The 22,199-nt window shown below is 30.2% G+C and carries 22 protein-coding genes; 11 read left to right on the forward strand and 11 right to left on the reverse strand.

Annotation, left to right across the window (positions count from 1 at the left end):
* Positions 1-135: 135 nt before the first annotated feature.
* The 3 genes from hemB to IAA47_08310 are packed head-to-tail and all read left to right on the forward strand — an operon-like array spanning position 136 to position 2,861.
* On the forward strand, positions 136-1,113 hold the full coding sequence (hemB, locus tag IAA47_08300) for a porphobilinogen synthase (GenBank protein ID MBU3842961.1): 978 nt from the start codon (positions 136-138) through the stop codon (positions 1,111-1,113).
* Positions 1,114-1,123: 10 nt separating this feature from the next.
* The gene (gene hemL, locus IAA47_08305) at positions 1,124-2,431 is read left to right on the forward strand and encodes a glutamate-1-semialdehyde 2,1-aminomutase (protein ID MBU3842962.1); all 1,308 of its coding nucleotides are present in this window, start codon (positions 1,124-1,126) and stop codon (positions 2,429-2,431) included.
* Positions 2,421-2,861, forward strand: a complete 441-nt coding sequence (locus IAA47_08310; protein ID MBU3842963.1) for a bifunctional precorrin-2 dehydrogenase/sirohydrochlorin ferrochelatase — start codon at positions 2,421-2,423, stop codon at positions 2,859-2,861. The genes hemL and IAA47_08310 overlap by 11 nt, the downstream gene beginning before the upstream one ends.
* A 75-nt stretch (positions 2,862-2,936) precedes the next feature.
* Here the strand turns inward: IAA47_08310 and IAA47_08315 are convergent, their stop codons facing one another.
* Together IAA47_08315 and IAA47_08320 are read right to left on the reverse strand one after the other, a co-directional pair.
* Positions 2,937-4,280, reverse strand: a complete 1,344-nt coding sequence (locus tag IAA47_08315; GenBank protein MBU3842964.1) for a purine permease — start codon at positions 4,278-4,280, stop codon at positions 2,937-2,939.
* A 121-nt stretch (positions 4,281-4,401) separates the two neighbouring features.
* Entirely contained in the window at positions 4,402-5,346 is a 945-nt protein-coding gene (locus IAA47_08320; protein ID MBU3842965.1) for a LysR family transcriptional regulator, read from the reverse strand.
* A gap of 203 nt (positions 5,347-5,549) precedes the next feature.
* Here IAA47_08320 and IAA47_08325 point away from each other — a divergent pair, with 203 nt between their 5' ends.
* A complete protein-coding gene (locus IAA47_08325) occupies positions 5,550-5,702 on the forward strand; it encodes a hypothetical protein (protein ID MBU3842966.1) in 153 nt (50 codons plus the stop codon).
* Between the two features lie 50 nt (positions 5,703-5,752).
* Here IAA47_08325 and spoVG read toward each other — a convergent pair whose 3' ends face one another.
* The 7 genes from spoVG to IAA47_08360 form a co-directional block, all read right to left on the reverse strand.
* Positions 5,753-6,034, reverse strand: a complete 282-nt coding sequence (gene spoVG, locus IAA47_08330) for a septation regulator SpoVG (protein MBU3842967.1) — start codon at positions 6,032-6,034, stop codon at positions 5,753-5,755.
* A gap of 33 nt (positions 6,035-6,067) precedes the next feature.
* Positions 6,068-6,922 carry a 4-(cytidine 5'-diphospho)-2-C-methyl-D-erythritol kinase gene (gene ispE / locus IAA47_08335; GenBank protein MBU3842968.1) on the reverse strand — a complete coding sequence of 285 codons (855 nt, stop codon included), beginning with the start codon at positions 6,920-6,922 and terminating at the stop codon, positions 6,068-6,070.
* Positions 6,922-7,212, reverse strand: coding sequence for an RNA-binding S4 domain-containing protein (locus tag IAA47_08340; GenBank protein MBU3842969.1), 291 nt, complete (start codon positions 7,210-7,212; stop codon positions 6,922-6,924). Before IAA47_08340 ends, ispE begins: the two co-directional genes overlap by 1 nt.
* 37 nt (positions 7,213-7,249) lie before the next feature.
* Positions 7,250-8,014, reverse strand: a complete 765-nt coding sequence (gene mazG / locus IAA47_08345) for a nucleoside triphosphate pyrophosphohydrolase (protein MBU3842970.1) — start codon at positions 8,012-8,014, stop codon at positions 7,250-7,252.
* A 16-nt stretch (positions 8,015-8,030) separates the two neighbouring features.
* Positions 8,031-10,997, reverse strand: a complete 2,967-nt coding sequence (gene mfd, locus IAA47_08350; GenBank protein ID MBU3842971.1) for a transcription-repair coupling factor — start codon at positions 10,995-10,997, stop codon at positions 8,031-8,033.
* A gap of 182 nt (positions 10,998-11,179) precedes the next feature.
* Entirely contained in the window at positions 11,180-12,403 is a 1,224-nt protein-coding gene (locus IAA47_08355) for an L-serine ammonia-lyase, iron-sulfur-dependent, subunit alpha (protein MBU3842972.1), read from the reverse strand.
* Entirely contained in the window at positions 12,403-13,422 is a 1,020-nt protein-coding gene (locus IAA47_08360) for a PTS sugar transporter subunit IIC (protein MBU3842973.1), read from the reverse strand. The genes IAA47_08355 and IAA47_08360 overlap by 1 nt, the downstream gene beginning before the upstream one ends.
* A gap of 418 nt (positions 13,423-13,840) precedes the next feature.
* On the opposite strand from IAA47_08360, the gene IAA47_08365 reads away from it, so the two are divergent.
* A complete protein-coding gene (locus IAA47_08365) occupies positions 13,841-14,374 on the forward strand; it encodes a helix-turn-helix domain-containing protein (protein ID MBU3842974.1) in 534 nt (177 codons plus the stop codon).
* A gap of 287 nt (positions 14,375-14,661) precedes the next feature.
* On the opposite strand, the gene IAA47_08370 is transcribed toward IAA47_08365, so the two are convergent.
* Positions 14,662-16,455, reverse strand: a complete 1,794-nt coding sequence (locus IAA47_08370; protein ID MBU3842975.1) for a replication initiator protein A — start codon at positions 16,453-16,455, stop codon at positions 14,662-14,664.
* A gap of 852 nt (positions 16,456-17,307) precedes the next feature.
* On the opposite strand from IAA47_08370, the gene rpmH reads away from it, so the two are divergent.
* The 6 genes from rpmH (at position 17,308) to mnmE (ending at position 20,879) form a co-directional block, all read left to right on the forward strand.
* Positions 17,308-17,442: a 50S ribosomal protein L34 gene (gene rpmH, locus IAA47_08375; protein MBU3842976.1), complete on the forward strand. Its 135-nt coding sequence runs from the start codon at positions 17,308-17,310 to the stop codon at positions 17,440-17,442.
* Positions 17,443-17,529: 87 nt separating this feature from the next.
* Positions 17,530-17,868: a ribonuclease P protein component gene (rnpA, locus tag IAA47_08380; protein ID MBU3842977.1), complete on the forward strand. Its 339-nt coding sequence runs from the start codon at positions 17,530-17,532 to the stop codon at positions 17,866-17,868.
* An 11-nt stretch (positions 17,869-17,879) separates the two neighbouring features.
* On the forward strand, positions 17,880-18,095 hold the full coding sequence (gene yidD / locus IAA47_08385) for a membrane protein insertion efficiency factor YidD (GenBank protein MBU3842978.1): 216 nt from the start codon (positions 17,880-17,882) through the stop codon (positions 18,093-18,095).
* Between the two features lie 15 nt (positions 18,096-18,110).
* Positions 18,111-18,731: a YidC/Oxa1 family membrane protein insertase gene (locus IAA47_08390; GenBank protein ID MBU3842979.1), complete on the forward strand. Its 621-nt coding sequence runs from the start codon at positions 18,111-18,113 to the stop codon at positions 18,729-18,731.
* A 6-nt stretch (positions 18,732-18,737) separates the two neighbouring features.
* On the forward strand, positions 18,738-19,499 hold the full coding sequence (locus tag IAA47_08395) for a KH domain-containing protein (GenBank protein MBU3842980.1): 762 nt from the start codon (positions 18,738-18,740) through the stop codon (positions 19,497-19,499).
* A gap of 9 nt (positions 19,500-19,508) precedes the next feature.
* Complete coding sequence (gene mnmE / locus IAA47_08400; GenBank protein MBU3842981.1) at positions 19,509-20,879, forward strand: tRNA uridine-5-carboxymethylaminomethyl(34) synthesis GTPase MnmE; 1,371 nt, start codon at positions 19,509-19,511, stop codon at positions 20,877-20,879.
* Positions 20,880-21,067: 188 nt separating this feature from the next.
* On the opposite strand, the gene IAA47_08405 is transcribed toward mnmE, so the two are convergent.
* Positions 21,068-22,090, reverse strand: coding sequence for an IS6 family transposase (locus IAA47_08405; GenBank protein MBU3842982.1), 1,023 nt, complete (start codon positions 22,088-22,090; stop codon positions 21,068-21,070).
* Positions 22,091-22,199: the final 109 nt, after the last annotated feature.

Below are 22,199 nucleotides of genomic sequence, written 5' to 3' on the forward strand. Positions count from 1 at the left end.
GTGTAGGACGCGTTGTATCCGAATTTAAGCCTTTGGAGAGTTATATCAAACGAAAGTAGCTTAGGCAAAATCGGACTTGTAGAAGAAGGAAATAAACAAATTTCTATATTTTTATAGATTTTTGGCAACGGAATTATGTTTATAAGAACAAGAAGACTTAGAACTTCTAAAACTCTAAGAGATATGGTAAGAAATGTAACTTTAAGTATAGATGAACTTATATACCCACTTTTTATTGAAGAGGGAGAAAATATCAAAGAAGAGATTACCTCTATGCCTGGTCAATATAGATTTTCTTTAGATAGAATAGATGAGGAATTAGAAGAACTTAAAAAATTAGGAATAAAATCTCTTCTACTTTTTGGAATTCCAAAAAAGAAAGATCCATTAGGTTCAGGAGCTTATGCTGAAGATGGAATTGTACAGGAAGCTATTAGACATGTTAAGAAAAACTTTCCAGAATTCTTAATTATAACTGATGTATGTATGTGTGAATACACATCTCATGGTCATTGTGGAATTCTAAGTAACTGTGATGTTCATAATGATGTTACAATTAAATATATGGCTAAAATAGCACTATCTCATGCTAAGGCTGGGGCTGATATCGTAGCTCCTTCAGATATGATGGATGGTAGAATACAAGCTATCAGAGAGCTTTTAGATGAAAATGGATTTGAGTATCTACCTATTATGGCTTACAGTGTAAAATATGCATCTAATTACTATGGACCTTTTAGAGATGCTGCAGATTCTGCTCCTAGTTTTGGAGATAGAAAAACTTATCAAATGGATTTTAGAAATTCAAAGGAGTTTTACAAAGAAGTAGATTCTGATATAGAAGAGGGAGCAGACTTTATAATGGTTAAACCTGCCCTTGCTTACCTTGACGTTATACACGCCTTAAAAGATATCTCTTTACCATTGGTTGCTTACAATGTGAGTGGAGAATACTCTATGGTTAAAGCTGCTGCTCAAAATGGTTGGATCAACGAAAAGGGAATCGTAATGGAAAATATGTATGCCCTTAAAAGAGCAGGTGTGAATCTTATTATCACTTATCATGCTAAAGATATTGCTCAATGGGTACAAAATGGAGAGATCACACTTTAGGAGGAAAAATATGAATCACGAAATTTCAAAAGAAATATTTAAAAAAGCTCAAAAATATATCCCTGGAGGAGTTAATAGCCCAGTAAGAGCTTTTAAATCTGTTCATAGGGAGGCTCCTATCTTTGCTTGTAAAGGTGAAGGAGCAAAAATATGGGATGAAGATGGGAATGAGTATATTGATTATATCTGCTCTTGGGGACCTTTAATACTTGGACACAATCATCCTAAAATTATCAATGGAGTAAGAGAGGCTATTGAACTTGGAAGCTCTTTTGGACTACCTACTAAAAGAGAAGTTGAACTAGCTGAGCTTATAACTAAATGTTGTCCATCTATTGAGATGGTTAGACTTACAACATCTGGTACAGAGGCTACTATGTCTGCTGTTAGACTTGCTAGAGCCTATACAAATAGAAATAAGATAGCTAAGTTTGAAGGGTGTTATCATGGACATTCTGATGCTCTACTTGTAAAATCTGGATCTGGATTACTAACTGAAGGATATCAAGATAGTAATGGAATTACTGAAGGAGTATTAAAAGATACTGTAACTATACCTTTTGGAGATTTTGATGCCCTAAAAGATGTTTTAGAAAATAGAAATATAGCTTGTTTAATTATGGAGCCTGTTCCTGCTAATATGGGAGTTATCTATCCTAATATTGAATTTTTAAAGATGGTAAGAGAGCTTTGTACTCAAACTGGAACTCTATTAATATTTGATGAGGTTATTTCTGGATTTAGATTAGCTTTAGGAGGAGCACAGGAGTATTTTGGAATCACTCCTGATATGACTACCCTTGGGAAAATAATTGGAGGGGGATATCCAGTTGGAGCTTTTGGTGGAAAAGCTGAAATTATGCAACTTGTTGCCCCTGTAGGAAGAGTTTATCACGCAGGTACTCTTTCTGGAAACCCAGTTGCTGTAAGAGCTGGTTATGAGATGTTAACTTATCTTTCTGATAATAAAGAGACTTTATACAAAGAGCTTGAAGAGAAGGTTAAATATATAACTGATAGAGCTAAAAAATCTGCTGAAAAATATGGTGTAAACATTGTAATTAACTCTATAGGTTCTCTATTCACAATATTTTTTACAGAGAAAAAAGAGGTAAACAATCTTGAAGATGCACTATCTTCTAATACGGAAAATTTTGCTATCTATTTCAATACAATGCTGGAGAATGGTATTATCTGCCCTCCATCTCAATTTGAAGCTCATTTTGTATCCGTAGCTCACACTCAAGAGATACTGGATAGAACTCTTGAAGTTATGGATATGGCATTTAAGGCTATTGGAGAGAAAAATGGAAAATAATTTTTTTCCTCTCTTTATAGATTTAAGAAATAAAAGTGCTTTAGTAATTGGAGCTGGAAAAATAGCCTTTAGAAAAGTGGAAACTCTACTAAAATATGGAGCTAAGGTTACTGTTATAACAAAGGAGATTAAAGAGGAAAAATTTTTTAATCTTAAAAATATTGATATTAAAATAGGAGAGTTTAATGAAACTCTCCTTGAAAATAGATTTATAGTTGTAGCTGCTACTGATAATCCAGAATTTAATAGATATATCTATGAACTTTGCAATTCTAAAAATATATTGGTAAATAATATTACCTCTAAAGAGGAGATGAATTGCCGTTTTGCTAGTATCTTAGAAACTGAAGAGTATCAAATAGCTATATCCGCTAATGGAAATCCAACTAAATCTAAAGCTTTAAAAAATAAGTTAAAAGAGATATTATAAAAAATCAAATTTAATATTGTAAAAAAGATGGCTATATACAACCATCTTTTTTTATTCGATCTACTATTTATCTAATTACTTATGATTCTCTTTAGGTAAAATAATATTTAAAACTAAAGCTATCAATGTAGACATTACTACACTTGAACCAAATATCAATTTTACAAATTGAGGAAATTGAGCTATTGATTGAGGTACTTGTCCAATTCCTGCTCCAATTGCTACTGATAATCCAACTATTATCATAGTTCTACCTGTTATTCCACCTTTGCTGATAACTTGAATCCCTGTCATCGTTATCATTGAAAATACTGTTATAGTTCCTCCACCAATTACTGCTGAAGGTATAGTATTTATTATAGCTCCAAATTTTGGTACAAATCCTGCTATCAATAAAAATCCAGCAGCTATTGCTATAACATATCTACTTACAACCTTTGTTAATACTACAAGACCAACATTTTGTGAATAAGTTGCTGTTGGAAATGAGTTGAGTACAGCTGAAAATATTGCTCCAACTCCATTTCCTATAACTCCTCCTGATAACTCTTGATCACTTACCTCTCTATTTACTCCACCTAATGTTACAGCTGATAGATCTCCTACAGCTTGAATAGCTGTTACAAGATACATAATTACCATAGCTATCATAGAACCCATCTCAAATTTAGGTGCTCCAAAGATAAAAAACTTTGGAAAGGCAAACCATGCAGCCTCTCTTACTGGAGTAAAATTAACCATTCCTAAAAATACTGATATAACATAACCTACTACTATACCTATTAAGATAGAAGATAGTTTAGTAATTCCCTTTGTAAACTGATTAAAATATAGAACTGTTCCTAAAACTATTAAACTTATTGCCCAGTTTTGATAAGAACCATATGTAGGTGCTCCAACACCTCCAGCCATATAGTTAATACCTATTGGGAATAGTGATAATCCTATTGAAAAAACAACCGTTCCTGCTACTAATGGCGGGAAATATTTTCTTATCTTTTTCAGATATGCTCCTATTAATATTGAGGCTATACCTCCTATTATCTGAGCCCCAAATAAAATAGGTAAATTCAATGAGTTTCCACCTAATATAGCTAAAACAGTAGGTAAAAATCCAAAGCTTGTTCCCATAACTACTGGTAATTTTGAACCAACTCTTAAACCACCAAAAAGCTTAATAGGATAGATTTGTAAAAATGTCGCTACACCAGCAGCCAACATAGCACACTGTATTAAAATTGTAGTTACACTTGGATCTATCTTAGCAACTCTAGAAATTATCAATATTGGAGCTACGTTTCCAACAAACATAGCCACAATATGTTGAAATGCTAGAGGTAAAGCTTCTAAAAAAGCTGGCTTTCCATCTATTCTAAATAACTCCTTCTCTTCCTTTAAAAGATTTTTTTCCTTTGTCATTTTCCCTCCTTAAATATTTTATGATAAATGTCACAATTATTTCCAAGGTTATTCTAACATATTTTTTTAAGAAAAGCTAGCTTTTATATTTTTATTCTAAACCTTTGTTAACTTTTATATTTTATTTTTCATATTTTTCTATACTTTCTCTCATCATATTTATTAATAGTTCTATAAATTTTTGTATATACTCTGGAGTCTCTATACCCTTATTTGTCACAATCTCTATCTTTAACTCCTCTGTTTGATTTTCCAATGGAAAAATAAATATCGGATTTTTACTCTCTTTATTATATTCTAATACTTTTTTCAATATCATCGTTGGACAAATTGCTGCAGCCAAATCATTACAGCAGAGAGAAAGTTGAGTTTCATACTCACCTGTATAGTAAAGTATATTTAACTTTACTCCATCTCGTTCAGCATAATGTTGAATTATATTATCAATTGTACTTCCTTCAAAATTACTTGCTATTGGAATATCTTTTATTCTATCCAGTTTAATTCCAGAACTTAACTCTAATAGCTCCTCTTGTTTAAAATATCTATGGTATAGATTTTCAGAGATTAAGAAATGAAGTTTATCCTTTCCTAGAGAGATTATATTAAATTGTGGACTTGTATGTGCATTCAAATCAACAATCATATCTACCTCTCCTTTGAGTAAAAGTTGCTCTAAAGTTCTCGTATCTTTTATGACAAAAGATATTATTACATTAGGGAAAAATTTATTGTACTCACTCAATAATTTAGGAAGAATAATACTTATTCTAGTAGCATTTACTCCTATTGTAAGCTTAGGTACAGCTACTCCCTGCATACTCTTTAATCTCTTTTCTAAGTCACTTTCAAGCTCGGCTATTTTACAAAGAGTCTTATACATCTCCTCACCAGCTGGTGTTAAGGATAACTTTGGTCTTCTATTGAATAAAATTACTTTATACTCCTCCTCTATTCTTTTAATATGGTCGCTCACACATTGTTGAGTGACAAAGGAACGAGCTGCTGCCCTACTTATACTCATCTCTTCAACTACAGTCATAAACATTTTAAAACTAATCAACATCTCAACTTCCCACCCCTTTTTATTTTTATCTAATATACCACTATCTTTTAATAAATACAAGTTTTTACTTGTAACTATCTGGACAAAAATCTGTTTTACTTTTTTTGATAATCCCGTTATAATTCATTTGTAAGAAAATAAAATACTTCATAATATTTCTTATTTTTAAAATGAAACAAATTTTTACCTTTGGAGGTTTATTTATGAATAAAAAGCCTAGTTCTGAAAATACAAACTTGGATATAATTGAAAACTTAGAGAAAAAATTAAATCCAAAACCAGAAAAAAAAGTAAAACCTAAAAAAGATGACGAGTATGCTATGCTTAAAGAGGATTATTTAGACTACTCGAAATAGAAAAAAAGCTGTTGCAGTTTTGCAACAGCCTTTTTTATTTCCCCACACTTTTATTCTTCAATCAATTCCTCTGGTTTCATCTCATTGAATTTTGCAATTACAGTTTCTGTAATCTCTTTTCTCAACTCAGGAGTTATAGGATGAACTATATCTTTATACTCTCCATCTGGCATCTTTCTCGATGGCATAGCTACAAACATTCCTTTTTGTCCGTCGATAATTTTTAATCCATGAATAACGAAACACTCATCAAAAGTAACATCTGCATAAGCTTTTAGCTTTAGTTCACTTTCTCCTTTTACTGCTCTTAATCTTACATCTGTAATCTTCATGATCCATGCACCTTCCCTTTTTTATGTAATCTATTATAACCCTCTGCAAAGATGTACTTCACAGTGTTGTAATTGCTCTTTTACAGCCTTTACTTCTCTCTCTCCATTTTCCACAAACGTATAATATGCACTTCCACTTCCAGACATAAAAAACTTCATATTTGGAATATTTGATAATCTCTTTCTAAACTCTATAATATTACTATCTTCAAGTAAAAGCCCTTGTTCCAAATGATTTTCTATACTCTCTTCAACTAAAGTAATATCATTATCCCTCAATCCACATACTATTTTATCAATATCCGCATCAACTTTATTATTGAGCATATACATATTTTTATAAGCTTTAGCTGTTGATACTCCAAAGTTAGGTTTAATTAAAATAATATCTCTATCTAAGTTATTTTCAATTACCTCAATCTCTTCCCCTATTCCTTTCACTCTGCTAGGTTTATTTACTATAAAGAAAGGAATATCAGCTCCAATACTCTTTCCTATCTCTATTAACTCCTCCAATGAGAAAAAATTATTGTGATAACTGTTCAATTCCTTCAGGAAAAATGCTCCATTAGAGCTTCCTCCCCCTAAACCAGCTTCATGTGGAATAACCTTTTCTAAATGTAATTTTATCCTCTTTCTTGGTAATCCGCTCATCTCATAAAATTTGCTATATATCTTCCAAAGAATATTCTCTTTACCAGTGGGAATACTTGGCTTATTAGTTGTTATTTCCAACTCTCCCTCTTCATCGAATATCTCTCCGTCCAATCTATCAGTAAGAGATATCGGAACCATTACCATATCCAAAAGATGATATCCATTTGACAAAACTCCAGTTACATTTAAACCAATATTTATCTTAGCATTTGATTTCAAAGAGAACTTCATTAAAAAATATCCTCCTCACTATCAATATCCACAGTAATCCCTCTACTTTCTAAAACATTTATTAGTTCAGAAGTCTTCTCCTTAGCAACATTTCCTGTAGGTACTTCCAATATCTCAAATTTAAAATACTTATTGAAGTATTCTAACTCTAAGATCTGTCCTACCTTTACCTCTGTACTAGCCTTTGCCACTTTTCCATTAAGCTTAGCTTTTCCACCATCTACCACTATTTTAGCAATAGGTCTTCTCTTTATTATTCTACTAACTTTTAAAAACTTATCTAATCTCATATTCACTCCTCTTTATACTATATATACTACATTTTTTCTATAAGTCAATGACTTTTTTTGCATTTTGCCAAAGTTTTTCTAAATCTTCAAGGGAAGTTTTCTCTATTTCACAATTTTTTTCTACATATCTAAATCTTTTGTCAAATTTCTTTATTGTTCCTTCTAAAGCCTCTGTCGCATCTATATCTAAAAATCTAGCTATATTAACTATAGAGAAAAGTACATCTCCCAACTCATCTTTCATTTTTTCTCTATCTGCTCTTTCTATCTCTACCTTTAACTCATCTAACTCCTCATAAACCTTCTCTAATACCTGCTCTGTATTCTCCCAGTCAAAGCCTACTTTAGATGCTTTTTTCTGTATTTTTTGAGCCTTTGAAAGAGCTGGAAGATATTTAGGAACTCCATCTATTGCTGATTTTCTATTCTCGTGTAATTTTTCTCCTTTCTTTATCTCATCCCAGTTTGTTAAAACCTCTTTTGTAGATATCTCACTATTTCTCTCTTTAAATACATGAGGGTGTCTTCTTATTAATTTTTCATTTATCTCATGGGCAACATCTTCAATATTGAATTTTCCCTCCTGTTCACGAATATCAGCTTGAAATACTAAATTCATCAAAACATCTCCAAGCTCCCCTTTATGCTCCTCTACATCTCCCTCCATAGCCTCTAATAACTCAGCTACTTCCTCTCTTAGACAAGGTTTTAAGCTCTCTAATGTCTGCTCTCTATCCCAAGGACAACCATTTTCACTTCTCAATACCTTTATTATCTCTACAAGTCTATCAAATTCTTTCATTCTCTTCACCTCATTATTACTGTTCATATACATTTAAAAACTCCTCAATTGTTCCATCATACTCTATGATATCCTCTTTCTTCTGATATCTTATTATCTCTTTTTGAATTAAATCTAGAAGCTTTTCAAAATTCATCTTATCATTATGAAATTTTATATCGCTCTCATTTTTTCCCTTAATTTCAATAGCTCTTTTTACCCCTAATTTTCTAGCTCTAAATTTTAAAGCTATATACTTGAAAAAACCTTGAGCTTCTATAGGCATCTTTCCAAATCTATCTATCAACTCATCTTTTATCTCTTGAAGTTCGCTCTCTCTTTTTATATCAGCTACTCTTCTATAGATTTTTATTTTCTCACTCTTTTCTATATAACTCTCTGGAATAAATGCAGGATAGTTTACCTTTATCTCAATATCCTCTAAGTCCTCTTCAAACTCTCCCTTTATCTTCTCTATCTCCTCTTGAAGCATCTTCATATACAGAGTATATCCAAAAGTTTCTAAGGCTCCATGCTGTTTCTCTCCAAGAATCTCTCCAGCCCCTCTTATTCTCATATCTTCCATAGAGAGCTGAAGTCCTCCTCCACCTGTTTCCTCCAACATCTTGATAGACTCCTCTCTATCCTTAGCCTTTTTACTCTGATACTCCTTAGTCAGAAGATAACAGTAACTCTGTCTATTTCCTCTTCCAACTCTTCCCCTCAACTGATAAATCTGTGAAAGTCCCAATTTATCTGCTCTATCTATAATCATAGTATTAGCATTCTCTATATCAATTCCATTTTCTATAATAGTAGTTGCAAGAAGTACATCTATCTCTCCATTTTCAAACTCTTTTATTCTCTCTTTTATCTCCTTTGGTAACATCTTCCCATGTACAAAACCTATTTTTAAATACTCTGGAAGTATTCCCTTCAACTCATAAACCTTTTTTTCAATCCCTTTTACTGAATTGAAGATATAGAAAACTTGTCCCTCTCTAGCTATCTCTCTCATTATAGCATCTCTTATATTCTTATCTGTTCCCTCTAAAAATATAGTTTCAATAGGTTTTCTTCCCTCTGGTGGAGTATCAATTACTGAGAGATCTCTTATCCCTAAAAGAGCTAAATTTAGAGTTCTAGGTATAGGTGTTGCAGTCAATGTAAGCATATCAATCTTATTTCTCAATCTCTTCAGATACTCCTTTGCCTTTACACCAAATTTTTGCTCCTCATCGATTATCACTAATCCTAAATCCTTAAATTTAACATCCTCCGATAAGATTCTATGTGTCCCTATAACTATATCTACAGCCCCACTTAAAATATTATCAAGAGTTGTCTTCTGCTCTTTCAAAGAGGATAATCTACTCAAAAGCTCTATAGTTATTGGATAGTTTTTCATTCTCTCTGTAAATCTTTCATAGTGTTGTTGAGCTAAAACAGTAGTTGGCACCATCACAACTACCTGTTTTCCCTCAATAGCCGCTTTAAAAGCTGCCCTTATAGCTACCTCTGTCTTTCCAAATCCAACATCACCACACACTACTCTATCCATTACTCTAGGAGATTCCATATCTCTTTTTACATCTTCTATAGCCTTCAACTGTGAAGTAGTCTCTCTATATGGAAATCCCTCTTCAAACTCCTCCTGCCAAAGAGTATCTGGAGCAAAAATATAACCTGCCTCTAACTCTCTTTTTGCTTGAATCTCTACAATCTCCTTAGCAAATTGAATTAATTCTTCAGTTATCTTCTCTCTCTTTTTTCTAAATCCTTTTCTACCCAATTTATATATCTCGGGAATCTCCCCAGAATAAGATATATACTTACCTATCTTTCCTATTCCTTCTATTGGAACAAAAAGTTTATCCTCATCAGCATACTTTATTTTTAAATAATCATGTCCATCTATAATTTCAACTCCTAGATATATTCCTACTCCATAGTTCTCATGAATTATATAATCCCCCTCTTGAATCTCCGAAACATTCTTATATCTTTGGAATCCCCTATCTCTTCTCTCTCTCTTTACTCTTACTCCCTTTAGTTCCCTATCAGTTAAAACCAGAGTATCTCCATCTCTATATCCTTCAAAAAGAGGGTATCTCTCAAACTCAAAATTCTCCCCTTGAAAAATCTCCCTATATCTTTTCTCTTCCTCTGAAACTATTTTTATTTTCAATCTTGGGTCTGTACCTAATTTTTTTATGTACTCTACATCTTCGAAACTGTGTAACTCATCATATTCAAACTTAGTAATCTCTACTTGTTCAGCTACATTAACTAACTCTTGAAATCTCTCTCTTAACTCTACTTCAGCTTCTCCTACATCTTTTAATATTTCACCTAGCTTATACTCAAGTAGCTCTCTATTTTCCATGAATATATGTATATTATCTAACTTTCCTAGAAGTGAGAAGAGAGTTTTTCTCTCTTCATTATTACTGTTTATATACATATCTATACTGCTCTTTTTCTCAATACTTTTTTGAGTCTCTATATCAAAGTAGGTAACTCTTTCAATCTCATCTCCAAAACTGAACTCTATTCTCACTGGATACTCACTATTTTTAGGAAAAATATCAAAGATATCTCCCCTTATACTAAATTGGTTTCTATCTTCAACCATATAGTTTCTTGTATATCCATTTTTTTCTAGCTCCTCTTCTAAAGTTTTGGCATCTATATTTTTTCCAATCTCTATATAAAATCTTTTTCCCTCTAAAAAATAATCTCTCAATACAGCATCTAAAGAGGTCAAAATTATAAATTTATCTCCAGATTTTAAAATTTCTAAAAGATCATAATTATCCTTCTCCAGCTCCTCTTTTATCTGGCTACTCTCTAACTTTAAAAGCTTTCCACCATATATGTCCTCTAATACGTTGTAATAATCCTCTATATTCTTATTTGAAGAACATAGATACAAGATATTTCCCTTTAATTCCTTTAATAAAAAAGGGATTTTCCCTCTATATTCTACCATTTTCTCCTCCAAATTTTTTAATATAACTACATTTTACCCTTTATTTTATAACTTTGCAAAAATATATTTTAACTAAATCCAAAAAATAAGAGAGAGGAGAAAATTTTACTCTGAGTAAAACTCTCTTCCTCTCTAACATATTAATTTATTTCTTAAAACACTATATCTTGTATTTTATTATTGTCTATATACAATTAATTGATAGTTTCATCTTTTAAAAACTTATCATAGTATTTTGCTAATCCACCTGTTGAAGTTTCCTTATAAGCTGAACACATGTCTATTCCAGTCTCTTTCATAGTTTGTACAACTTGGTCAAAACTGATTGTATGCTCTCCATTTGTTGCTAATGCATAATCTGCTGTATTTAATGATCTTACTGCAACTATTGCATTTCTCTCTATACAAGGTATTTGTACATATCCTCCAACTGGGTCACAAGTCATTCCAAGGTGGTGCTCCATTCCCATCTCAGCTGCATACTCTATCTGTTCAGTTGTTCCACCTAGGATATATACTGCCATTCCAGCTGCCATTGAACATGCTGCTCCTATCTCAGCTTGACATCCTCCTTCAGCTCCAGATATAGTTGCATTTTCCTTGATAAGGTTTCCTATTAGTCCTGCTACTGCTAAAGCTCTTAAAGAAGTTGTTTCATCTAATTCATACTCTTCAATTAAAGCTCTTAATAATCCAGGAATTACTCCAGCAGCTCCACATGTCGGTGCTGTTACTATTGTTCCTGCACTACTGTTCTCTTCTGAAACCGCTAATGCATAAGCAAATATCTTTTTAGTTATTACTAAGTAGTTTCTCTTTTTATCTATCTTATCATATATCTCTTTTGCTCTTCTTGGATATCTTAATTTTCCTGGAAGTACTCCATCCTTTCTGATACCTCTATCTACAGCAGCATTCATTGTATCTAGAATATCTTTTAAATGATCCCAGATACCTGGTCCTTCACAATACTCTACATACTCCCAAAGTTCTTTATTATTCTCTTTACACCATGCCATAATATCATCCATCTTAGTTAAATTATAGCATTGTCCAGCTCCACTTCTCTTATCAGTAAGCTCTTTTATTGTTCCTCCACCTACTGAGAATACTAACCAATCCTTTATAACATTTCCAGCTTCATCTAAAGCAAAGAATTTCATTCCATTAGTATGATACTCATGTATAAAATCTGGCATCCAAACGATCTCAGTTTTTTTAGGTTTTAAAGTCTCTTCTATTATCCAATCTGTTAAATGTCCCTTACCAGTTGCAGCTAAACTTCCATAAAGTTCAACTTTGTAAGATGCTGCATTTTCTGTTTCAGCTTTAAATTTCTTTGCAGCTCTTTCTGGTCCCATTGTGTGCGAACTAGATGGTCCACACCCGATTTTAAATAATTCTCTTAAGCTATCCATTAATTTTTACCTCTTATCTCTTCTACTGTTTTTATCTTATAATTTTTAAATATTATTGATCCTAATAATCCAGCAAATGCCCCTGACGCAGCACACATTAATGCAACTTTTGTAACAGTCATAGCATCATTAAATCCGTACATTACCATTAATCCAGCTATTGGAGTAGCTGTTCCTGTAGCATTGTTTACAAGTCCATACATTGCTACTACAACACCTGCTAATGCTCCTCCTATAAAGTTTGTTACATATATTGGAACTGGGTTAGCTGAAATTACATCTGCTTGTGTTAGTGGCTCTATTGCTACTGCTATAGTTGTTTTTCTATCTCCAAATCCCATTCTGTGGAAGAATATTCCATTCATAAAAGATGATCCCATTACTGATAATGCTCCTATTGCCATTGGAACACCTGTTAATCCCATCATAGCTGTAAGTGCCATTGATGATAATGGTGCTGTTGCTACTACAGTGATTACTCCTCCTAAAATAATTCCCATTAATATTGGACTTGAATGAGAAGCTGACTCAAGAATTCCACCTATATTTAATAGAGTTGAATTTACTATTGGGTTAGATACTGACGCTATAAGTCTTGCTAACGGTGCTATGAAACAGATTACAAAAATTAAATCTAATCCTTGTGGAACTTTTTCCTCTACTTTTGGAATAATAAAAGATAATATATAACCAGCTAAAAATCCTGGTAATATTCCAAATCCTGCTACTGATACACCAACTAAAACTGCATAAGTAGGATTAACTCCTAAAGCTATTGGAACTAAAATAGCTGATGCAACTCCTCCCATTGAACCTGCTGCTTTACCTACTTCTCCTAAGAAAGGAATTCCGATAAGATCTCCTCCAACATATAATTGGAAAGCCTCTACTAGGAAACTTGCCGTTGCTGCTCCTGCTAATGCTCCCATTGCTTTCATACCCTTAGGTGCTTTCATACTAAATAGTGAGAATCCACCTAAAACAACAAATAATAAAATTACTCCTTTGATAACATCCATTCTTTTTTCTCCTTTTGTTAAATTTTACTTAATTTATTTTCAGTTTATATTAACAACATATTCCGTTCTTTTTACGAATATTATTGTTATTTTAAATACAAGAAAAAGTATAACATACAGAATAGAATATTTCAAGATTTTTTTCACTTTAATGAAATTTATTATTCTTCAAATTACGATTTATTGCTACTTCTACAACTATAAATATTTTATTTATATTTTAATTTTATTATATTAATCATTATTTTATTTTTTTATTTCATTATACTGGATTTATATTTTTTTGAAATTTTTTCATATAATAAAACACATTTTTAAATTTTTATCACTATATTTTATTGAATTTACAATATATAATATTTATGGTATAATCATATAAATCATAAATATAAATTTTCTTATGGAGGAACAGGAATTAATGAAACTAGGGGAAAAAATTAAAACGATTAGAAAAAACAAAGATTATACTTTAAAACAACTATCTGAGATTACTGGTCTTTCAATAGGGTTCTTAAGTAATATTGAAAGGGATCTAAATAGCCCTTCTATCAATAATCTTCAACAAATTTGTTCAGCTTTAGGAATAAATCTTATGGAAATTTTAGATGAAGAGATCGCTACTAATCCTATAACTAGAGCTGCAGAAAGAGAAGAGATATTAAAAAATATTGAAACTAACGTTAAAGTAGAAAGTCTTTTAAATAGAAAAGCAAGTCTCAATGGTATTGCTATAACTATTTCCGAAGAAAACTCTTTTAGTGATATGTCATGGGGGCATGGATATGATGAGATTGGAATTGTTGTTAAAGGTGAACTTGAAATTGAGCTAGATAAGACTCTTTATCATCTTTATGAAGGTGATTCTATATTTATCAAACAAAATACACCTCATAGATATAGAAATCCTGGTTTTAATTCATCTATTGTATACTGGGTTTCTAGCAAAAAATAATTATTAAAGAAGGGCTCTTACGCAATGTATTGTGCCCTTTTTTACTAAAAAAATATTTTTAAAATATATTTATTACTGTTTATATACATATTAATAATCTCTATAGCTTCTTTACTCTCTTTTATCAACTATACACTCCTTAAAATTTTATTTAGATTGAACAGTAAGTGGTTATCAATTTTTATAATATACAAAATAAAAAAGTTTTATCACTACTCTTACTTTCTGTAGCAATAAAACTTTTTAATATATTTATATATTTTTATGTATATGGACAGTAATATTTTTTAATTTTCTTCCTTTTCCTCTTTCATTACTCTCTCTATGTAATCCTTAATAGCACCTATATAAATCGCTCTTGTTTTCTCCTTCATTGCAAGTAAGAAATTGATATCTACGCCCATCTCTTTAGAACACAATTCTAAAGCTTTTTCTTCTATTTTTAATTTTTCATACTCATCATAACTTTCAAACTCTTTTATCATATCTCTAGGAATATTTGTCTCTTCAGCTAAATCTTTAATATTATTTAGAACAGGTTTTTTTACAGCTTTTCTAGCTTGATTAATTGATTTTTTACTCTTTAATCCTCTCTCTTTTACAACATTACCAAAAAGTGTTAAATTCTGTTTATTGTTATCTTTATCTACAGCAGAAAGATTTTTTATAATTCCATTTATGTATTGAACTAAGGTCGTTTTTACATTTGTAGTGAGATTTTTATATAAAATATTTAAAATCTCTTTAGTTCTTTCTTCACCATCTTCTCTATAAATCTTCTTTATTTTAGTATCTGTTCTCTTATCCCAAGCCTTTAAAACATATATATTTCTCTTAGCTTTTTTAATTCTCTCTAAAATCTCCTCAGAAAACTCTATCTCATCCTTTTTCTTAGAAACCTTCTTAGTTACTTTTTCCTTTAGAATACTCTCAGGTTTTACCTCGCTAACCTCTATTATCTCAGCATCTTCAATATCTTTTCTCTTTTGATATCCAATACCTACTTTTTCAGTTTTATTCTCAATATAGCTTGAAACGTGGCAATCTCCATCTTTATCCTTATTAAAAATATACTCTAAATAATAAGTATCTTCACTTTTTACATACTCAGCTTTATAATTTAAAATATACTCTAATTCTACTAATACATCAAAAGCTTTCTCAACTCTTTTTAAAACTTGTTTCAATCTACATAAAACATACTGCTTTACCTCTCCATTTTTATTAGCTCTCTCTGTTACTTGCTCCGTTTTTAGAGGAATTACAGCAGCAAGAGTTCTTAAATTAATTCTATCTTGTTCCTTATCATATCTTATCTTACTGATATATTTATATATTCTCCCTGCAATTGGATCCTTCGTTAAAATCTCTAAAAGTGATCTCGAATTATACTTAATATATCTTTTATCCTTTATTTTCTGTCTTATATTTTTATTTAAAGTAACTCTATAAAACTTTTTTCTACCCTTTTCTAATTTTTGATAAGTTAATAATTTAAACTCTTCATCTTCAAATTTATAATTTCCCAGTTTTGTATGGTTTGAAACTACGAATTGATACTCTGTATTTTTTAGGTTCTTTAAAGCCTGCTCAACCTTTGTATAATAGGTTCTATTCATCTTATTTCCTAAAAAATTAACTATAAAATCAGAGATTTCAAATTCAATATAATCATCAGTATCATTGATCTCTTTTTTTAACTCATACATTGAAATCAGATAAGTGTATATCTTTTCCTCAAATATAGAGGGCTGAAATACCTTATCTTCACTGTCTTTAGCTATCAATGTACATGACATCGTAACTCCTAGATCCTCGAAAGAATACTGAAAGTTAACCCTTTTATTTTGTTTTTGAGGAGTAAAAAAAGGAAATACTATCATCTCTACTGGAATATTAATTATGTTATCTTTTAAATTTAAAAAATTTCCAGTCTCTTTTATTACAACTTCTTTAACCTCAATATTTGGAACTTCATTTAACTTTATCTCAACTTTTTTAATATCTTCAAGCAAAGAACCACTCTTAACAATATTAAAACTATCAATTTCTTCTTGATTTTTCAAGCTTCCCTTTTTCATAAAGACTCCTTTAGATTGTAAAAATATGCTCTACAAATAAAATGTATATAATCAATAATATACCATTTTTTATACATATTGACAATAATATTTTTTATTTTTCATATATTCCTCTCATAATTCCTTATAAATATTGGTTTCCATAGATTTTTTCTCTTCTATTTAAATTTTATAAATACTATTTATTCTAATAAAAACTCTTAAAAAATAAGGGTTTTTACATTTGCTTATAGACAATAATATTTATAAGATAATAATTGGCTCACATCTTTTTAGAATTTATAAGGATTTAAAATGTCTATGAACAATAATAGTATAATTAAACTTCAACTTAATTAAGTAAAATTCAATACTAGCTTTAATGTCTATAAACAATAATAAATTATTAGTTAAAAAATCCCTTAATTTTTCTATATTTTGCTTTATCTTAATTGCTAAAGTATTAGAAGAAATAAGCTTTATTCCTATTGCTTATAAACAATAATATTTTTTTGCTTAGTAAAACTCTTATAAAATCAAGATTTATTAAAAATTTAAAATAAATAAACTAGAAAAAATAAGCTTTTATCCATGTGTATATTAACAAAAATATTTTTTTGTCTTATTCTTCTTAAAAACTTAAGAAAATCAATACTTTAGACTAAATTTAATTTTAATCTTACTCTGTACATATAACATAATACATATATACAAATAACAAACTATGCTTTTTATTTTGTTTGTTTTAATTATTCTTTTTTTATTACAAAAAGAGTATTTTTATATAGAAATTTTCAATAAATACTTGACAAAATGACAAAAATAATATAAAATCTTTATCTGAAATATAGAATTTTTTCGGAGGTGAATAAGATGAAAAGAACATACCAACCTAATAAAGCTAAAAGAAAGAAAGATCACGGGTTCAGAGCAAGAATGGCTACTAAAAATGGTAGAAAAGTATTAAAAAGAAGAAGAGCTAGAGGTAGAAAAGTATTATCAGCATAGAACCCGGTGTTTAATATCACCGGGTTTTTACAAGAACCTCTTAAGCAAAATAAAAGTTGTTTATTTAAATTTAGGAGAATAATAATCATGAATAATTTGAAGAAAAACGGAGAGTTTCAAATAATCTACAATTCGGGAAGAAAAAGTTTTGGTTATTACTCTCTTATTTTTTTTAAGAGAAATGATGATAATTTGAAAAGATGTGGATTTGTTGTTAGTAAAAAAACAGGAAATGCCGTTTGTAGAAACAGATTAAAAAGATTGTTTAGAGAGTATTATCGACAAAAAGAAGAGTATATTAAAGATGGATATGATATTATTTTTGTAGCAAAGAAAACAGCTGGAGAAAAATATAAAGAACTAAAGTTTGAAGATATTAGAAAAGATTTAGATAAAGTTTTAAATAATGCAAAGATATTTAAATAGGAAATTAGGTTATGAAAAAAATTATACTTTTACTGATTAAATTTTATCAAAAGTATATATCTATATTTCTAGGAAAAAACTGTCGTTTTTATCCTACATGTTCAGCGTATACATATGAAGCTGTAGAGAGATTTGGAGTAATAAAGGGAGTGTACTTAGGTATACGAAGAATAATAAAATGCCATCCCTTTCATCCTGGAGGTTATGATCCAGTACCGAAAAAATAAAAATTAGGAGGATTAATGAGTTATATTTATGGTTTATTAAAAGGAGCTATTTCGGCTTTACTACATTTGATGTATGATTTAACAGGAAACTTTGGAGTTGCTATTATACTAGCTACTATAGTTATAAAAATTATATTACTTCCATTAACTTTAAAACAAGATAAGTCAATGAAGAGTATGAAAGTTTTACAACCAGAAATAGAAAAAATTAAGCAACAATATCAAAATGATCCTAAGATGATGAATCAAAAAACAATGGAATTATATCAAAAACATAAAGTTAACCCAATGGGAGGATGTTTACCTCTTCTAGTTCAATTACCTATTTTATGGGCACTATTTGGAGTTTTGAGAGATACAGCAACAGTTCCTCAAGATTCAACTTTCTTATGGATGCAACTTATTAATCCAGATCCTTACTATGTGTTACCAGTATTAAATGGAGTGGTATCATTTTTACAGCAGAAAGTAATGGGTTCATCTGATAACCCTCAAATGAAAAATATGATGTATATTTTCCCATTAATGATGGTATTTATTTCATATAAAATGCCAGCTGGATTACAAATTTATTGGTTAGCATCAAGTGTGTCTGCTGTAGTTCAACAGTACTTGATAATGAAAAAAGGAGACTAAGCAAGTATGAGTAATGTTATAGAAATTAAAGCTATGAGTCAGGAGCAGGCTATAACTAGAGCATTAAAAATTATGGAAGCAACTCCTGAACAGGTAGTTAAAGTTATAGAAAAACAAAAAAGTAGATCTTTTTTTGGACTTTTCAATAGAGAAGGTATCTATGAAATTGAGATAGATAAAAATAATAGAGATACTTCTACTGAAAAGAAAGAAGTTAAAGTAGAAAAAGCAGAAAAGGTAAAAGAAGTTGAAAAAGTAGAAAAGAAAAAAGAGATAGTAAAAGAGACTATAACTGAGACTAAAGAGATAAAAAAAGAGAAAAAAGAAAATAAAGATGTTTCTGAAGATATTAAGAAAAAAGCTGAAGAGCTTTTAGAAAATATTGGTCTAGTTTTAAAGGTTGAAGTAGATAGATTAAGTGATAAAAATTATTTAGTAAACCTATATGGAGAAGATAATGGTATCATTATCGGAAAGAAAGGAAAAACTTTAAATAGTTTTGAATATCTTTTAAACTCTTTAATGAAAGATTATAGAATTGAAGTTGATGTAGAAGGATTTAAAGCTAAGAGAACAGAAACTTTAAGAGAGCTTGGAAAGAAGATGGCAGAGAAGGCTTTAAAATCAGGAAAACCGGTTAGATTAAATCCTATGCCACCAAGAGAGAGAAAGATAATCCATGAAGTTGTAAATAAATATAGTGAATTGGATACATATAGCGAGGGAAGAGACCCTAAGAGATATATTGTTATAAAAAGAAAAAAATAGGAGGCTATTATGCTTTTTGATACTATAGCGGCTATTTCAACTCCTCGTGGAGAGGGTGGAATTGGTATTGTAAGAATTTCAGGAAGCGATGCTTTCACAATTCTTGAGAAGATTTTTAGACCTAAATCAGGAAAAAAAATAGAGGAATTGAGAAATTTTAGTATAAACTATGGTCATATCTATGATGGAGATCAATTAGTAGATGAAGTAATGGTATCTATTATGAAAGCTCCCCACACTTACACTAAGGAAAATGTAGTGGAGATAAATTGCCATGGTGGATTTGTAATTACTGAAAAACTTCTTGAAACAGTTTTAAAATATGGGGCAAGACATGCTGAAATAGGAGAGTTTACAAGAAGAGCCTTTTTGAATGGTAGAATAGATTTAACACAAGCTGAAGCTGTAATAGATATAATTCATGGGAAGACAGAAAAGTCTGTATCTTTATCATTAAACCAACTTAGAGGGGATTTAAAGGAGCAGATAGAGCATCTTAAGAAGTTAATCTTAGATGTTGCAGCTCACATTAATGTTGTACTTGATTATCCAGAAGAGGGGATAGATGATCCACTACCAGAAAATCTTGTAGGAAATCTTCAAGAGGTTGTAGATACGACTGATAGATTAATTAAATCTTATGACAAAGGAAAGATGATTAAAGAGGGAATAAAGACAGCTATAGTAGGGAAGCCTAACGTTGGGAAATCAAGCCTGTTAAACTCTGTTTTACGTGAGGAGAGAGCTATTGTAACTCATATTCCTGGAACGACTAGAGATGTCATAGAGGAAGTTGTAAATTTAAAAGGGATACCATTAATTTTAGTTGATACAGCAGGAATTAGAAAAACTGATGATATTGTAGAAAATATTGGTGTAGAAAAATCTAAAAAAATGATAGAAAATGCTGACCTCATACTATTTGTAATAGATGGTTCAAGAGAGCTAGAAGAGGAAGATATAAAGATTCATGAGAGTATAAACTCTGAAAAAGTAATAGGGATCTTAAATAAGATAGATATGGAGAGAAAAGTAGATCTTTCAAAGCTAACTAAGATAAAGAGTTGGATAGAGATTTCAGCTATGAAAAATATTGGAATTGATGAGATGGAAGATAAGATATATCACCATATTGTAGATGGAAATGTTGAGGATAGCTCACAAAAAATTACTATCACTAATATCAGACATAAATCTGCATTAGAAAAGACAAAGCAATATGTAGAAAATATTTTTGATACTATACATGCTGGGTTACCAATGGATCTTATGGCTGTGGATATAAAGGGAGCTTTAGATTCGCTTTCAGAGGTAACTGGAGAGATTTCTAGTGAAGATTTATTAGATCATATTTTTAGCAATTTTTGTGTTGGAAAGTAGTAGATGAGGATGCTCAAATTTTGAGTTATCCTCTTTCTTAATTTATGGAATCTGTTAATTTAAAATGAAAACTAGCTCAAGAAAGTGTAAAAAGGTATTTAGAATGATTTAAAAAATATTTTATCTCTAAAAAGAATAGCACAAAAAAGCATAGCTGTCTATGCTCAACAAAATATTCTTTTTAATTTTTAAAATAATAATAAATTACTTCTTTGAAGTTCTGAGTATGAGACTCCAGCTACTCTTGCGGGTGTTTCTCCGTTTAAACTACTATGCGGAATAATGTAGTTATAAAAGAAAAAGAAACCTTGTAAAAGCGCCTGAACTGATGCTTCAGATTTAAAGCCATGACAAGTTTTATACTTATGTTTAAACCTTTTAAAGAAACTTTCTATTAAGTTATTTGTAATATCATCATACCATGATTGAACCTTGATATGTTTAGATTCATTAAAAACAACTTTAGTTGGTATTGTGTAGCTTGGAAGTCTATCTGAGACAATATTTAATGGGCTTCCAAAACTATCTTTAGCTTTTGCAAAAAGATGAAAAGCGGAAGCAGCTTGTCTTGATGAGGTTAAAAACCAATTAATAACAAATCTTGTTTCAGAATCAATTAAAGTCCAAATGTAGTATCTTTTACCAGATATTTTAATTACAGTTTCATCAACATGCCACTCATCAGAAGAGTTAAGATTTTTAGGCATATAATTTTCAGAAATTTCTTTGAATAATGCGCCAAAATTTTTAATCCATTTATAAATAGCGACATGTGAAATTTTAAAATTTTTTCTGTGTAATAGATATTGAGATATAGCTCTTGTAGAAGAAGAACCGCTAAAGTACATATAAAGTGCGTCAATAATAATATTAATATTGGTTCTTAAACGTTTGAAATTAAACTTAGAATTAATTTCTTGAGCTAAAGGTTCATAAAAGACAGATTTCTTTAAAACAACATGAATATGATTACATTTTTTAGAATTACATTTGAATCTAGAATAGTGTTCATAATCATGATGTAAATAAGTTCCTGCGCCACATACAGGACATTTAGGATAATTAAGTTTTTGTTTAGCGCTGGCATTTTTAGTAAATTGTCTATGACAAGTTTTACAACGATATTTTTGTTCTCCTGTATTATCTTTTCCATATTTATATAAATCTTTAGAAAAACAATCAGGACAACAAATATTAAAATTTTTAGACATAGTTAGTAACTGCTCCTTTCATTTTAGGGGGGATATAATATTTCTGGACAATCTATTATACCTTAAAGGTTGGGAGTAGTTCACATAAATTTTAAGTTAACAGAAATCA

The sequence above is a fragment of the Candidatus Fusobacterium pullicola genome (genome assembly GCA_018883725.1).
Lineage (GTDB): Bacteria > Fusobacteriota > Fusobacteriia > Fusobacteriales > Fusobacteriaceae > Fusobacterium_A > Fusobacterium_A pullicola.

Bases quoted from the DNA above. Each gene is read 5' to 3' on its own strand.
- rnpA (MBU3842977.1), top strand. From the start codon at position 17,530: ATGAATAATTTGAAGAAAAACGGAGAGTTTCAAATAATCTACAATTCG.
- IAA47_08340 (MBU3842969.1), bottom strand. From the start codon at position 7,212: ATGAGATTAGATAAGTTTTTAAAAGTTAGTAGAATAATAAAGAGAAGA.
- mnmE (MBU3842981.1), top strand. From the start codon at position 19,509: ATGCTTTTTGATACTATAGCGGCTATTTCAACTCCTCGTGGAGAGGGT.
- mazG (MBU3842970.1), bottom strand. From the start codon at position 8,014: ATGAAAGAATTTGATAGACTTGTAGAGATAATAAAGGTATTGAGAAGT.
- IAA47_08355 (MBU3842972.1), bottom strand. From the start codon at position 12,403: ATGGATAGCTTAAGAGAATTATTTAAAATCGGGTGTGGACCATCTAGT.
- IAA47_08325 (MBU3842966.1), top strand. From the start codon at position 5,550: ATGAATAAAAAGCCTAGTTCTGAAAATACAAACTTGGATATAATTGAA.
- IAA47_08370 (MBU3842975.1), bottom strand. From the start codon at position 16,455: ATGAAAAAGGGAAGCTTGAAAAATCAAGAAGAAATTGATAGTTTTAAT.
- IAA47_08395 (MBU3842980.1), top strand. From the start codon at position 18,738: ATGAGTAATGTTATAGAAATTAAAGCTATGAGTCAGGAGCAGGCTATA.
- hemL (MBU3842962.1), top strand. From the start codon at position 1,124: ATGAATCACGAAATTTCAAAAGAAATATTTAAAAAAGCTCAAAAATAT.
- IAA47_08320 (MBU3842965.1), bottom strand. From the start codon at position 5,346: ATGTTGATTAGTTTTAAAATGTTTATGACTGTAGTTGAAGAGATGAGT.
- yidD (MBU3842978.1), top strand. From the start codon at position 17,880: ATGAAAAAAATTATACTTTTACTGATTAAATTTTATCAAAAGTATATA.
- rpmH (MBU3842976.1), top strand. From the start codon at position 17,308: ATGAAAAGAACATACCAACCTAATAAAGCTAAAAGAAAGAAAGATCAC.
- IAA47_08315 (MBU3842964.1), bottom strand. From the start codon at position 4,280: ATGACAAAGGAAAAAAATCTTTTAAAGGAAGAGAAGGAGTTATTTAGA.
- IAA47_08365 (MBU3842974.1), top strand. From the start codon at position 13,841: ATGAAACTAGGGGAAAAAATTAAAACGATTAGAAAAAACAAAGATTAT.
- IAA47_08360 (MBU3842973.1), bottom strand. From the start codon at position 13,422: ATGGATGTTATCAAAGGAGTAATTTTATTATTTGTTGTTTTAGGTGGA.
- spoVG (MBU3842967.1), bottom strand. From the start codon at position 6,034: ATGAAGATTACAGATGTAAGATTAAGAGCAGTAAAAGGAGAAAGTGAA.
- IAA47_08310 (MBU3842963.1), top strand. From the start codon at position 2,421: ATGGAAAATAATTTTTTTCCTCTCTTTATAGATTTAAGAAATAAAAGT.
- IAA47_08405 (MBU3842982.1), bottom strand. From the start codon at position 22,090: ATGTCTAAAAATTTTAATATTTGTTGTCCTGATTGTTTTTCTAAAGAT.
- IAA47_08390 (MBU3842979.1), top strand. From the start codon at position 18,111: ATGAGTTATATTTATGGTTTATTAAAAGGAGCTATTTCGGCTTTACTA.
- hemB (MBU3842961.1), top strand. From the start codon at position 136: ATGTTTATAAGAACAAGAAGACTTAGAACTTCTAAAACTCTAAGAGAT.
- ispE (MBU3842968.1), bottom strand. From the start codon at position 6,922: ATGAAGTTCTCTTTGAAATCAAATGCTAAGATAAATATTGGTTTAAAT.